The following is a 14,126-nucleotide window of genomic DNA, read 5'->3' as shown; positions in this document are numbered from 1 at the left end:
CCGATGACTCTTGTGGGGAGTCATCGGCTTTTTTCTTTTCGTGACTAACGGCTTGTCACAGTCGTCATATGATCAGATGCAATATTTTTCTAATAAACAAGCGAAAGAAGGGAACATGGATGAAACGATTTACGCTCATGGCTGTCTCCATCGCTTCTCTATTATTTTCACCCGTTCTCGCAACAGCCAAGGAAGGCGTGATCAACAGCAAGGGAGAATGGAGTGTGTCACCCAAGTTCGAAGAGGTGAAGGACACAGGTGGACTCTACGCTGCTACGATGGTTGACAGTCCAGGTGATCACGCTTGGGGATTCATTGATCCGAGAGGGAACTGGGTGATCAAACCACAATTTTCTTATGTCGGCTCCTTTGGGGCAAACGGACTTGCGCCTGTCGCACAAAATCTGAAATATGGCTATATCAACAAAAAGGGAGAATGGGTGATCAAGCCGCAGTTTGACTACGCTGGAGATTTTTCTCCCAATGGACTCGCTGAAGCCAGAATCAATGGAAAGACAGAATACGGCAAGGTCGGGTACATCAACAGCAAGGGAATATGGGTCATCAAGCCGCAATTTCATCCCATCGAGCAAGAGAAATCCATGGAAGCCGACCGTTCCTTTGCCGCTAATGGATTAGCCTGGGCATACAAGGATGGAAAAGTCGGCTTTATCAATGCAAAAGGCCAGTGGGCGATTAAACCCCAGTTTACCTACGCCAGCTCGTTTGGTGCAAACGGCTTAGCTATTGCCGACAAGCATGGAAAATTGGGCTATATTGATGCGAAGGGCGGTTGGGTGATCAAGCCCCAATTTGATCAAGCCAATAAATTCGTCAATGGTATAGCCAAGGTGATGATCAACGGTAAGGTTGCGTACATCAATGAAAAAGGCAAGGTATTGTTCAAGACCGGCTATACCGAGGCGGGTGACTTCCATCAAGGATTGGCATGGGTTGTGGTGAATGGAAAGGTTGGTTATATAGACACCAAGGGCAAGCTAGTGATTAAGCCTGGCTTTGAGCCTGATTACGGAATGGATACGAGCGCAGGCGACTTTCAGTCAAATGGCTTGGCACCTGCCTTGTTGAACGGGAAATGGGGTTTTATCAACAAAAAAGGAGCATGGGTCATTCAACCTCAGTTTGCTTGGGTGAGAAAATTTTCTCCTGCTGGCTTTGCAGTGGTCGGCGTTCAGTAAAAAGATAACGATAGAGTTCCATCCCTGTCAGCTGCTATGAAGTGGTGTGACAGGGTTATTTTTGTTTGATATGATGGGAAGTGAATCGAACTATGTTCGCATGGGTAGGTGTTGGGATGTCATTCCAAAATGAGGCATCAAAATCAAGTCATCGACAAAACGTTGTGCATAGTTCTGAAAAACCGTCAATGTCCCCGCTTTCAATGAACCCTACATCTCAAGTCTTACAGCTTGCCAAAACGATCGGCAACAAAGCCATGATCCAGTTCCTCAAGAAACAAAGGGGAAGCAAGCGCCCTCAAATGCCAGTTATACAAGGAAAATTCAAGGATATTGAAGCTACCGATTACAGTTCAAATGAATATTACAACAATCCGAATAATGAGGGGCAATTTACTTCCGTCCGAGCAGATAAAGGACTCCCCACTTATTACGGCGTGTTAAAAGATACTTATGGAGAAGAGAATGTAAACAAGCTTTTCTTTTCAAGAACGATAGGATTAGGAGATACCTGTGATCGTCCTCATTCGGTTTCAGCTGTAGTAAAAATAAATAAATCCAATTCCATTCGTTTAGGCGATACATCTGTAAGTGCAATCGGCAATTTGGGAACGGAAGAGCGTTTGATCCGGGATGGAAAAAAAGATTCGGTCGTAACGGAATACGATGGAGGGCACTTGGTAGGCTACCAGATTGTAAGAGGAATCGAAGCGAATCAACCATGGAATATAGCACCGCAGGACAGTAAAAATAACGAGCATTCCTACAACAACACGATAGAAAAAATGCTGCGAGGAGCTAGCGACCACACAGAATATGTGTATACGGTAGATGTGAAATATGATCAATTGAACTTTAGTGTGGATCAAGAACAATTGGTACAACAAGGTATATTGAAGCAGGTTGATTCAACGAAGCCATGGGAAATTCAGCTTCCTGTCAGAATACCATTCAAATGGGACGCAAGGGCTGAAATGACAAACAAAGATAATGCAGACTGGCAGTTTGGAAGCCCGACAGAAGGAGATTCTTCTCTCGAGCAGTATTCTCAGACGATGGATGAAGGTAATTTGGATTCGACGAAAGTAAGTCACACAGCTAGATTCAATCTATCATTTTCGAACAAGGACGGACATGAGTATCTGTACGATATTGATTCCAATAACTTCAAGCCTGATAAAGTAAAAGGTATTCGCTACTCCATGCATCAATCGTTGCCTACTGATTTCTTGAAAAATAAGGAACCGAAAGATTGGCAAGGAAATGAAACGGACAAGGTTGCCAATTTTGGCGAGGTTACCAAGGGATTAGCGTCAAAGTCCACAAATATTTTGGAAGTTGTCAAAACAAAGCTGACCAGAAACAAAATCTTGATCAATGAGATTGAAGAAATAGAAGACGTAGAAAAGCCAGAGCGAATGAAATTTATTCCAGACGGTATGCTCATATTGAACAAAAGTGAGAAAAAATGTGTATTTATTGCAGAGTTAGATGAGCGAAAAATCCGAAATGAATACAAACTATTAAAGAATGTGGAGCAAAATTATTACCACCTATTTGATATCCAACCGCAAGAAAGCACAGCCTTTAAGTTAAAGAAGGAAGAGCTCAATAATATTGATGGTGATTTTACGAAGTGGGTAGAAGAATTTGCTACGGAGAAAGAGGAATTTTTAAATAGGAAGATGGAAGATATTAGGGAGTCTGTCAAAACACTAGAGGAACAGACGCTGACGTTGACCCAAATCAAAAATCATCGAACGGGAAGGAAAATATATCAGCAAACGGTAGCAGAGACATACCCACTCTATAAAGAAAAAATATTTCTTAGTTTAGAAGTCGTACAATCTATGTTTGGTTACGATAATATGATTGAATATTATAAAGGAAGTGAAAAAACAGAAAGTAAAAATAAACTGAATCTAAATGGGAAAAGAAAATTAGACGCGAAGGAAAATACACACAAAAAAAGTAAACACCATGAGAAGGAACAAGAAGTCTTTAAGAAAAAGATCGATGAAGCGAAAAAGATGTATTGGCGAAAATCAGTGGAAGATTATTTAAATAACAAATAATGATTTACCCGCTTCATGAGGACTTTCATTCCATACAAGCATTTTTCAAGCGCAGTCGAACAAGAGAAGGGGCTGCTGATGCAAAGAGGTGCAGATTTGCCCTGCACCTCTTTTTTCTCAAGCATAGGTGAAGCTGGTTCTATTCTGCTCGGTCTCTTTCAGCATTGTTACTTTCCAGATCCCATGTGTCGTTGGCGTCAGCCGCGACATTTTCACCCATTTCGTTACCTAATGCACCGCCAGCAACGGCACCAGCAATCGTACCAAGTGGCCCCAAAATAGAACCTACCGCAGCACCTACTGCAGCGCCGCCGACTGTTCCTGCAGCTTCAGTAGCGGTACCGCCAGACATGTTGGTCAGGTCAGTGTCAACAGCGGCATTGTCAACATCATTGTGATTGCGTTCGTTGTTAGTAGCCAAGCTAGTCACTCCCTCGATTCGATTTTGGGAAGCGTTGCTTCTTGCATGAGCAGTCCCAAGGCATATTTTGTCCAGTGAGGGTGATTTCAATTCCCAAAAAATACAGGTCTTACCTCCAGTAATGTGGATGGAAAGACCTGTTTTTCATTTCGTTTACAGGCGTTTGAGTGAGATGGCTTCGCGAATGTGCTGGATATTGGCTATCGTATCATCTTGCCGGCGCAAGGATACGGCTACATAGAGGAGATCGATCAGACTCAGCTGCGCAAGTCGGGATGACAGAGCTTCCGTGCGAAATACCGTTTCGCGTGAAGTCGTGTACAAGCACATATCCGCCAGACGAACGAGGGGGGATTTCCCATAGCTGGTGATTCCGATTGTTTTGGCTCCTGCTTCCTTGGCAACCTGTAGAGCTGCCAAAATATCTTTATTGGAGCCAGAGTGGGAGATTCCGACGACAACTGCACCCTTCGTTAACAGGGAAGCAGACATGACTTGATAGTGAGCATCCGAATGATAAAGACAGGGGATACCAGTTCGCATAAATTTGTGGTACGCATCCTGCGCGATGACCGCAGAGCCTCCCGAGCCATAGAATTCAATTCGGCTGGCATTCTCCAAACAGGAGACAATTTTCATTAACTCGTCTTTATTGATAATTTGTTGGGTTTCCCGTATTGTCTCGATATTCGCTGTGAAAATTTTTTCGGCAATCGCGCCGACGTCATCATCGTCGAGATTGATTTCTTGGTGAATGGTTTGCTTTGGGTTCGTGACTTCACTCGCCAAAGCGATCTTAAACGCTTGGTAGCCACGAAATCCGAGCCTGCGACACAGCCGAAAAACAGTAGCATCCGCGCACTGACACTGCTCAGCGAGTTCGGTAATGGAGAGATGGATAATTTCACTCGCATGCTCCAAAATATTATCTGCGATCTGTTGTTCTTTTACGCTCAATTGCGAATAAATGGCGCGTAGCTGCGTGAGCACACGAGGAGCATGTGGGGTGGAAGCGGTCATGAATAGGTACCTCCTACTGTTCCATTGTGAATCTGTACTGATAGTATAAGAAAAATGGGTCTCATTTTCATAGTTTCGAAAAAATTTTCTTCATTTTTGATGAAAGATGAAAATTTTTATCTTATAATACGTGGTAACGGATTTGATCCAAGAAGGAGTGACGTACTCGATATGAAACTGGCGATCCTCGGATTAGGAAAAATGGGATACAACCTGACACTTAATTTACTTTCACATCAACATGAGGTTGTCGTCTATGATGTAGATCCCTCACGTGCAGAAGAACTGAGCAAGGATGGGGCGATTCCGGCGTTTTCGGTAGAAGATGCTGTAGCAAAACTATCGACACCACGCGTAGTATGGCTGATGGTACCGGCAGGTGAGATTGTGGATCAGCTGGTCGATCAATTAGCTACCTTGCTCTCTGCAGGAGATATCGTCATCGATGGAGGCAACTCCCACTACAAGCAATCGTTGGAGCGCTATGCTCGTTTGAAGGAGAAGGGCATTCACTTCTTGGATGCAGGAACGAGCGGAGGTATGGAGGGAGCTCGCCACGGAGCATGTATGATGATTGGTGGAGATCAGGAAGCATTTTCACATATTGAGCCGATGATTCGAGACATTAACGTAGAAAAAGGCTACTTGTATGCTGGAGAAGCAGGCAGTGGCCACTTCTTGAAAATGATTCACAACGGAATCGAGTACGGCATGATGCAGGCGATCGGGGAAGGCTTTGAGGTACTCGCGAAAAGCCAGTATAACTATGATTTTGCAGAGGTCGCACGCGTGTGGGCAAACGGTTCCGTCATTCGAGGCTGGCTGATGGATCTGACAGAGCGAGCTTTCCGAAAGGATGCCAATCTGGATGAAATCCGCGGTGTCATGCATTCCTCCGGTGAAGGAAAATGGACGCTCGAAACGGCGCTGGATTTGCAGGCAGCCACGCCAGTGATTGCGATGTCCTTGTTGATGCGTTATCGTTCGTTGGACGAGGATACGTTCCACGGGAAAGTCGTTGCTGCACTGCGCAATGAGTTTGGCGGACATGCGGTAGAAAAGAAATAGATGGCAGGACAAGGGATGAGTGTAACTGGCTCATCCTTTTTCTTTTGCATTGATCAAACCAGCTTCAATACCTCACATAATTCTACTAGCCGCCTGACACCGTACATCTGTTGACGATTCCGGTCGTGAATGCCTTTGATTGCATCTGCCGTCACTTTTTTGGCCTGTTCAATACTTTGATTTTCTACTGCTTGTACAATTTCTTTCATGTTCGTTAAAAAATACACCGTATTGCGCAATGTACGGATTAGCAAAATCTTCCGTATATCCATGGGAGTGAATTGGCGATAGCCATTCTCAGGATCGCGTGGCAGTACAAGCAAGCCTTCTTTTTCCCAATGGCGAATCGCAGAGGTGGTGACTCCTGTGTAAGCAGCGACTTCACCAATGGTCATGCGGCTTCTCCACTTTTTACTTGGAAGCAGGGGCAAATCGAGATTTTCCAAGAGCTCAAGCGTCTGGTCTGCTGCGACCTTCTCCTGTTGGAGGTTTGCCTGCTCCTTATTCACGAGCCAAAAAGCAGCGTCTACATCTGCATGCTGAATAAAACGAAGGACTTCACAGGTAAGGGCGACCCCAAAGCCGGGGAACATCGCGCGAAGACAGCGAAAATAGGCAAGATGGACTTCCGTATAGAGTCGATATCCATTGTCAGCACGAGCAGGAGCAGGAACAACTCCCCATGATTCATAATGGCGCAAAGCACTGGTGCTAATATGTAGTTCGCGAGCGATCTCAATCGGCTTGTAGTAAGGCATTTGACGACCCTCCCGCTAGATTGTTATTGGGTTTTCACTATACCAAAGAACATCATTTTGAAGCAAATGTTCCAGTAAGAACGAGTAACTTTGGCTAGGTAGTTACCTGCATTTTTTTCCATGATACAATAGGCAACAGTACCTAGTTGAATCATTCGATAATGAATAACAGACAAAAGGAGGAATACTCATGAAGGTTCAATCAGGAAAAGTATGGACATTCCTGGTTTCCAGATCATTCTGGCTGCTGTACCGTGTCGGAATGTTATGGATTCTATGGGTTGGCTTTATGCTATCAGCTGGTGCCCTAAGCGTGTCAGCGAATCAAATTGGTCCGGATCTAGAAATCACAAAAAGCCATCAAGGGGATTTTATAGCAGGAAAATCAGGTGATTACTGGCTTAGTGTGGAAAATGTCGGGTCTGCTGATACCATTGGTGTTGTATCGGTACAGGATACGGTGCCAAACGGCATGCAAGTAACCAGTATAAGTGGAAATGGATGGACTTGCGATGTGGTTACGGTCAGCTGTACCCGTAGCAATTATTTACCAGTTGGCGCGATGTACCCGTACATTACTGTAACGGTTCTAGTCGCAGAAGATATACAAGGAACGGTAATTAACACAGCAAGTGTAACCGTGTACGGTGATGTGAATCTCAAAAACAATACCGCGAGTGATCCGACTACGATTGTAGTACCACCAATCAAGCTAGAATTACCGCAAAGTAATATGTACAGAGAGGGAGATATTCTAAATTTTGCCGTATCGTACGCAGAGAATGTAACAGTCTCGGGTACCCCAACTCTGCCTTTGGTTATCGGTTCCACTCCTGTGAACGCCAATTTTGTAAGTGGTTCAGGCACCAAAAAATTGTTTTTTGCTTACCTGATTGGAAAAGATCTGGAAGATTACGATGGAATCTCAGTTGGATCATCTATGGAACTAAACGGTGGTTCCATAACCGATTCGTCGAACCAACCTGCTCCGATTACATTCGGAACGGTTTCGGGAACAGGGATCAACGTTGACTCCAAAATCCCAGCGCTCACTTCTGTAGAGGTGCCTCAGCCTGGAATATATGGCGTTGGTGATAAGCTCTCTTTCAAGCTGAAATACAGCGAGCCTGTGAATGTAAACCTCATGAATAAGGTCCACCTTGAATTGATTGTCGGAACTCAACCCAAGAAAGCCATGTACGAATCCGGTTCAGGAAGCAATACATTAGTCTTTACTTATTCTGTGCAACCAGGTGACAGAGATTTGGATGGGATCACACTTCGGCCTGAGATTGTACTTGATGGAGGCACCATTCAAGATTATGCGAGTCATCCTACCAGTTTGGAGCTAGCAAATATAGGGAGCACATCGGGAATCACAGTGGCAACTTCTTCTCTGAAAATTACTGCTGTCAGCGTTCCGAGCGCAGGGCTGTATGGAGAAAATCAAAAACTGGACTTTACGGTGAAGACAAGCGAACCGGTAACTGTAAACACTGGAACAGGAACACCTGCGATCGAACTCATAATTGGTTCCGAAGTAAAGAAAGCACAGTACATATCAGGCTCTGGTACAAATGAATTAGTTTTCCATTATGTCTTGCGCAATGGAGATGAAGACCAAGATGGTATTTCCATTCATCGCAATGAGATATTGCTGAATGGAGGAACGATTCAAAACTCAGCAGGCAATGCGCTTCCCCTCGCTTTGGAAGGGATTGCGGATACATCCGGGATCATGGTTGATGCAAATCCACCAGCGGTACCAGTCCTTGACCCGCTGCCGTTCATCCAGAAAACCAACCAGGTTACGGTAAGTGGTTCGGCTGAGCCGAATAGTATCATTACCATTGTCGTGGATAATACACCTGAAGGTACGGCAACACCCGATGGCAATGGAAAATGGAGCACGACGGTTACATTAGAAAACGGCATCCATCAAATCAAGGCTCGTGCCACCGATCGTGCGGGGAACAGCAGCGGGGACAGTATGACCGTTACCTTCACAGTAGATGGGACTGCTCCAGCCAAGCCTGTCATTAACCTCAGCAATAACCAATGGACCAATCAAGACGTAGACGTGACTCTAACCGGAGAAGGTAGGGCGACAATCGAGTACAAGTTGAATGAGGGTGGATGGATACCGTACACGACAACTTTTACGATAACCGATGAAGGCATCACAACTATTCGGGCAAAGCAAACCGATCCAGCCAATAACAGCAGCGAGGAAGAAATGGCTGAGGTTCGCATTGACAGAACAAAGCCAGAGATTACGTTAAAAGGCGAATCTACCGTGAGACTATACGTGGGTACTTCGTTTCAAGACCCGGGAGCTACTGTCAGCGATTTGACCCCAGGATTGACAGCGAATGTATCAGGAAGTGTCGATACGAACAAAGCAGGAACCTACACCCTTCGATACGACGCAATCGACCCGGCAGGAAACCAAGCGAACCCCGTTATACGTACAATTCACGTGGTCGAGCGACCCATTACACCACCTCCGCCTCCAGTCGTTTATCCAGTCACCGGAATCAGTCTTGACGAGGAAAAGCTCATGCTGGAAGTGGGAGAAGAAGTCACGCTTAAGGCAACAATCTCTCCATCCTTTGCGACGAATCAGGAAGTGAAATGGAAGAGCAGCAATCCGAAGGTAGCCGAAGTGGATGATAAGGGACGCGTAACAGCGAAAAGAGAAGGAAAGACCACGATCACCGTAATCACTGTAGATGGAAAAAAAGAGGCTACCAGTGAAGTCGTGGTAATAGAAGAAACAGGCGCTTCCTTCCGCTTGGAAACAAGTGACAAGAAGTTGTGGATGAAACCTTACTCCAGTGTTCGCTTCAAGGTGTATGCTGTGATCGATGGCAAACGGAAAGATATCACAAAGGATAAAGAAACATCGTACGACAGCGACAACGATTTGATTACATGGAAGTCAGGACGCATACAAGCAGGCAAAACGGAGGGAGAAGCAGTGCTCACCGTCCGTTATCATGGAGAAGAGCTGGAGATCCCTGTCACGATTTCCAAGCAGTCTGTCCGTTCGCTTTCCGCTAACATTCAGAATGCTGTCCTGGAGCTGGATGAAGAAAGAGAGCTGGAAGTGACCGCCATCTTGAGCAATAAAAAGAGCGAAGAGGTAACGGAATTCGTCCAATGGTCGTCGAGCCAGTCTCAGGTTGCAGACGTGACGAAGGACGGAGTACTGCTTGCCAAAAAGGCCGGGACTACTGTCATTAAAGGCAAATACGCGAACAAAGAGGTCAGGCTGAGCATTTTCGTCATGGAAGAAAAAGTAGTGGATCGGTTAGAGACAAACCGCAGCTCGTTTTATCTGAAGCCGGAAGAAAGCAAGGCTGTTACCGTCCATGCTGTGTATGGAAAGGGCTTTAAGGAGGAAGTGACATCGGATGCCGAGTGGACATCCGATGACCCGGAAATAGCAACAGTAGATGAAGATGGGAACATCACGGCAATAGCAGAAGGAAGTACGATCATCACGGTCAGCTATAAAGGGAAAGACATTCAGATCAAGGTCGTCGTTAGTAAATAAGAGGTGAAGAGAGCCAGTTATACCTGTGAGAGGGTGAACTGGCATTCTTTTTTGGAGGTCGTAATACTTTTACCCTGTTCAGCATGGGATAAGAAAGCGAATATAGTAAATAAGTGATTATTCTTCTTTCCCCGAGGTGAGAAAACGCATGGCGATTGTTCAACTGCAATCAGAGAACCCGGATTTATCATACATGATCAAGAAAAATCCGCATTCTGGACTAACCCTGAGATCCATTCGAAAAGGCATCGCTTACGGGTGGTTTTCAGACACGACGACCTATAACGCTTATTTTAAAGATGCTGAAAATGAAGTTTCCTACAAACAATCCGAACAGGAGCATTTTGAATATTTGAATGTCTCCCGATACAATACGCCATTGTTTCCATTAAATGCGATCAGCGAATTTTTTTCCTCGCCGATGAAGCAACGAGATGAGCGGGATGTATCCGGATATGAGCATGCATTTTTCATTAACATGATTCATGTGGAGCGATTGCCTTATCTGACTTTTTTTGAGAAGCACCTAAAGGAGTTCACCTTCGAGCTCAAGCACCACGCGCATAAGAGCTACTCATTGAAAATCACGACGAGAACGAGTCTCTATCAGCTTTTGCACGTGGCTAGCGTGCTCTGTCTGTTTTTGGCTGTGTTTGGAAAAGAGTACATCGATATATCCGATAACATTCTGGACAAATACATCAAGAGCATCAATGCCATCGACGCACCCTTCTACATACGAAGCCTGTTCGCTCGCAACTTCCTGACAACGAGAGAGCGCTATCGAAAGTACAAGACGGAGATCGAAAAGACGGACCGTTACCCGATTCAATTTGATTTTGGCAGCACAGGCTTGCAGAGAAGGAACTATATTGCGCTTCAGCTTCCTTTTACGAAATCGATTGTAGACATCGGATGCGGAGAAGGCTTTTACGCAATCCCGTTCGCTACCAAGCTGCCGCAATATTACTATGCCATCGATATCGATGAGCAGCTGTTGGAAATGGTCAGCCGGAGGGCAGAGGCAAAAGAAATCAGTAACATTATTTTGTTTCATTCGATTGATCAGTTTTTGGAGGATTACAACGGAGAACAGGTCGATGTTATCTTGACTGAGGTCATTGAGCATATGAGCATAGATGAAGCGAGAGCGCTCATTCAACTAATCTGTCGTCGCTTGGATTTTGACCATTTTATCATTACGACACCGAACTCGGATTTTAATCAGTTCTATGAGCTGGAAGGCTATCGCCATGACGATCACAAATGGGAGATGGGACAAGCAGAGTTCCAGGCATGGATGATGGAAATCATGGAGGAGGCCGGGGTACAAGGGCGCTTCGTATCCATTGGCGACGGTGTTAATGAAATACACACGACACAAGGCGTCATTCTCCAGAGAAAGGGGGCGTAACGATGCTACTGCATACACAGGTCCACACGATATTTATGCTCGTCGGCCCTACCGAATGTGGGAAAACGACTTTCGCCAAAGAAGTACTGATGCCAAACCTTCCGTTCGAGGATGAACGAAAAAATGTAAAAGCAAATGTCCAGTACATTTCCTCGGACAGTATTCGCCAGGAGCTTCTCGGACATGATTACGACAAATATGATCAGGTGATGCTTGCGGCAAGCGAGCAGGCATTTCAGCTCTTGTTTGAAAAGCTGCGGATGGTGACTTCTTTTCCTATCAACGCCGAATTCGTAGTCGTCGATACAACAGGCCTTGCGGAAGATTTTCGCTCGAAGGTCAGGGAGATTGCCGCGGAGAACAACTATCGATTGGAAGTCATCTTATTTGATTATCGCAATCGGGAAGATTACTACGCATCAGAACGGTCGAAAAAGCTGATTACCAGCCATATTCTCCGGTTGAAGCAAGAGGTGCTCAGAGCTTTATCCAAAGAAGGGTACCACAACATTCACAGAATTCGGCACAAGGATTTTTACTCATTGGAAGATGGGATTGCCAATCCGCGTTATCAAATTGTGATTGAAAATAAGGAAGCGTATCTGGCAACCATCCTCCCCAAAGACCAAAGGTACATCGTTATCGGTGATATCCATGAATGTGTCCATGAATTACAAGGTCTCCTGCAAAGCTACGGTTACAGGCTCGAGGACAATCGACTGATCATCACAGACAAGGTGAAGGGTACCAAAATCATCGTCGCAGGGGACTGGATCGACAAGGGAGCCCAGACCAAGGACATCATCGAGTTTCTTTATGAAAATCAGGAGCAATTCTTGTTTGTCCTAGGCAATCACGAAAATTTTGTTTACAAGTATTTGCGCAAGGAACTAAAAGGTGTTGACCAAGAGCTGCTGCTCACTTATTTTGATTCCACACAAGTCCTTGCGAATGACCTTGAATTAACAGAGAAGTTTAACCACCTGTATGCGCTCGCACAGCCGTTTTATCGATCCAATGCGCTGACAGGCCCGTCCTATTACGTAACACACGCTCCCTGCAAAAAGAAATACATCGGTAAGCTGGATGCGAATTCCTTACGGCGCCAGCGCAATTTTCGGATAGACCGTACGACTTCCCTGGAAAATCAGCTCGCCTTTTTGACGCAGGAAGCGGTCAGTAATCATCCGTATCATATTTTTGGACATATCGCTGCACAAAAAGCGTTCCGCCAAAAAAACAAGCTCCATCTCGATACCGGCTGTGTGCACGGAAATGCATTAACGTCAGTCGTGATCTCACACAAGCCCTTTTTCAAATCGTACCAATCAGAGCATCGGGTGATGACAGAAGAACTGCCGACCTTGTTCGATGAAGAGAAGCAAGTATCCATGGAAGATTTGGCAGAGGAAGAACTGCGTCGTCTCCATTACTGCTCGCAAAATAAGGTCAATTTTATTTCCGGAACGATGCCGCCAGCCGATAAGGATGAGGGAACGCAGGAGCTGGAGTCAGTGAAGGCGGGGTTGGACTATTTCGCTAATCGGGGTGTTCACCAAGTCGTGTTACAGCCGAAATACATGGGATCACGGTGCAATTTGTACCTTCACCATGACCGCGACCAGTGCTTTGCGATCAGTAGAAATGGGTACGCGATCAGCCAAATTGATTTGACTCCGATTTATGACAAGCTGCATGCAAGGTTTGGCGAGTACATGGAGCAGCATCAAATTTCCATGCTCGTATTGGATGGCGAGCTGTTGCCGTGGAGTGCGATAGGGAAGGGCTTGATTGAAAAGCAGTTTAAACCAATTGAAACAGCGCTGCGCAGCGAATTTGAATTCCTGCAGGAAAACGGCTTTGAACAGGGACTGCACCAACTCATCCAAAGCTATGACGAGAGTGGCTTCGAACAGGACCAGTTCCATTTATCCAAGAGTGCGCTGACGGAAAAATTCGGTTCGAGTCTGTATCAAAACTACAAGTATTTGCGAGAAATCAAGGAGAGCTACGTTTCTGTCGATGAACATCTGGAGGCGTACCACGTTTACCAAAAGCAGCTGGAGCTCTACGCAGGTGAAGCTGAGCTCGATTACAAACCTTTTTCCATTTTGAAGATCGTCTATATGAATGGGGAAGAGCAAATACCGGAGTGGAAAACATCCGACATGTATCGCTTCGTAAACGACGATCATTTTCTCGCCATCGATTTGTCTGGGCCAGATGCGTATGAGCAAGCAGCTCGTTACTTTTCCACGATAACACTGGAAAACAAGATGGAAGGCATCGTGATCAAGCCAGAGATCATCGATGAGAAGCTCGTACCTGCGATGAAGGTCCGCAATCCTGAGTACTTGTCGATTATTTATGGCTATGATTACCGATTCCCGCACAAGTACCGCAAGCTGTTCAATCAGAAGAACATTGCCAAAAAGCTCAAGACGTCGATACAGGAACACAAGCTGGGTAGGAAGATGCTTGCATTCAAATTCCAGGATATTTCTCCTGAAAATGCAGAATATCAAAAAGTAGTTGCAACGATGTTATTTGAAGTGGCGAAGGAAAAAGAGATCGATCCGCGATTGTAAAAGAAAAACGAGAAGCCGTTTATT

9 protein-coding genes are annotated in these 14,126 nt (G+C 45.4%); 6 read left to right on the top strand and 3 right to left on the bottom strand.

The features are described from left to right. Nucleotides 1-119: 119 nt before the first annotated feature. Complete coding sequence (locus AB1L17_RS03290) at nucleotides 120-1,199, top strand: WG repeat-containing protein (RefSeq protein WP_412844104.1); 1,080 nt, start codon at nucleotides 120-122, stop codon at nucleotides 1,197-1,199. A gap of 92 nt (nucleotides 1,200-1,291) precedes the next feature. Further along, nucleotides 1,292-3,274: a hypothetical protein gene (locus tag AB1L17_RS03285; RefSeq protein WP_412844103.1), complete on the top strand. Its 1,983-nt coding sequence runs from the start codon at nucleotides 1,292-1,294 to the stop codon at nucleotides 3,272-3,274. A 139-nt stretch (nucleotides 3,275-3,413) separates the two neighbouring features. Here the strand turns inward: AB1L17_RS03285 and AB1L17_RS03280 are convergent, their stop codons facing one another. Together AB1L17_RS03280 and AB1L17_RS03275 are read right to left on the bottom strand one after the other, a co-directional pair. Continuing rightward, a complete protein-coding gene (locus AB1L17_RS03280; RefSeq protein ID WP_412844102.1) occupies nucleotides 3,414-3,695 on the bottom strand; it encodes a hypothetical protein in 282 nt (93 codons plus the stop codon). A gap of 153 nt (nucleotides 3,696-3,848) precedes the next feature. Then, nucleotides 3,849-4,715 (bottom strand): MurR/RpiR family transcriptional regulator, encoded by an 867-nt coding sequence (locus AB1L17_RS03275; RefSeq protein ID WP_412844101.1) that lies wholly within the window; start codon nucleotides 4,713-4,715, stop codon nucleotides 3,849-3,851. Nucleotides 4,716-4,886: 171 nt separating this feature from the next. On the opposite strand from AB1L17_RS03275, the gene gnd reads away from it, so the two are divergent. After that, complete coding sequence (gene gnd, locus AB1L17_RS03270; protein ID WP_412844100.1) at nucleotides 4,887-5,783, top strand: phosphogluconate dehydrogenase (NAD(+)-dependent, decarboxylating); 897 nt, start codon at nucleotides 4,887-4,889, stop codon at nucleotides 5,781-5,783. A 53-nt stretch (nucleotides 5,784-5,836) separates the two neighbouring features. Here the strand turns inward: gnd and AB1L17_RS03265 are convergent, their stop codons facing one another. Beyond that, nucleotides 5,837-6,541, bottom strand: coding sequence for a MerR family transcriptional regulator (locus AB1L17_RS03265; protein ID WP_412844099.1), 705 nt, complete (start codon nucleotides 6,539-6,541; stop codon nucleotides 5,837-5,839). Nucleotides 6,542-6,731: 190 nt separating this feature from the next. Here AB1L17_RS03265 and AB1L17_RS03260 point away from each other — a divergent pair, with 190 nt between their 5' ends. The 3 genes from AB1L17_RS03260 (at nucleotide 6,732) to AB1L17_RS03250 (ending at nucleotide 14,102) form a co-directional block, all read left to right on the top strand. Then, a complete protein-coding gene (locus AB1L17_RS03260) occupies nucleotides 6,732-10,100 on the top strand; it encodes an Ig-like domain-containing protein (RefSeq protein ID WP_412844098.1) in 3,369 nt (1,122 codons plus the stop codon). A gap of 148 nt (nucleotides 10,101-10,248) precedes the next feature. Then, a complete protein-coding gene (locus AB1L17_RS03255) occupies nucleotides 10,249-11,514 on the top strand; it encodes a class I SAM-dependent methyltransferase (protein WP_412844097.1) in 1,266 nt (421 codons plus the stop codon). A 2-nt stretch (nucleotides 11,515-11,516) separates the two neighbouring features. Next, nucleotides 11,517-14,102 carry a metallophosphoesterase gene (locus tag AB1L17_RS03250; RefSeq protein WP_412844096.1) on the top strand — a complete coding sequence of 862 codons (2,586 nt, stop codon included), beginning with the start codon at nucleotides 11,517-11,519 and terminating at the stop codon, nucleotides 14,100-14,102. Nucleotides 14,103-14,126 lie beyond the last annotated feature (24 nt).

The sequence above is a fragment of the Brevibacillus jepli genome, from assembly GCF_047229145.1.
Lineage (GTDB): Bacteria > Bacillota > Bacilli > Brevibacillales > Brevibacillaceae > Brevibacillus.
Note: the sequence above shows the minus strand (reverse complement) of the source record. Positions and strands in the feature narration are given on the sequence as shown.

Excerpts from the sequence above, each read along its gene's own strand:
- AB1L17_RS03290 (WP_412844104.1), top strand. The coding sequence starts at position 120 with ATGAAACGATTTACGCTCATGGCTGTCTCCATCGCTTCTCTATTATTT.
- AB1L17_RS03285 (WP_412844103.1), top strand. The coding sequence starts at position 1,292 with ATGTTCGCATGGGTAGGTGTTGGGATGTCATTCCAAAATGAGGCATCA.
- AB1L17_RS03275 (WP_412844101.1), bottom strand. The coding sequence starts at position 4,715 with ATGACCGCTTCCACCCCACATGCTCCTCGTGTGCTCACGCAGCTACGC.
- gnd (WP_412844100.1), top strand. The coding sequence starts at position 4,887 with ATGAAACTGGCGATCCTCGGATTAGGAAAAATGGGATACAACCTGACA.
- AB1L17_RS03265 (WP_412844099.1), bottom strand. The coding sequence starts at position 6,541 with ATGCCTTACTACAAGCCGATTGAGATCGCTCGCGAACTACATATTAGC.
- AB1L17_RS03260 (WP_412844098.1), top strand. The coding sequence starts at position 6,732 with ATGAAGGTTCAATCAGGAAAAGTATGGACATTCCTGGTTTCCAGATCA.
- AB1L17_RS03255 (WP_412844097.1), top strand. The coding sequence starts at position 10,249 with ATGGCGATTGTTCAACTGCAATCAGAGAACCCGGATTTATCATACATG.
- AB1L17_RS03250 (WP_412844096.1), top strand. The coding sequence starts at position 11,517 with ATGCTACTGCATACACAGGTCCACACGATATTTATGCTCGTCGGCCCT.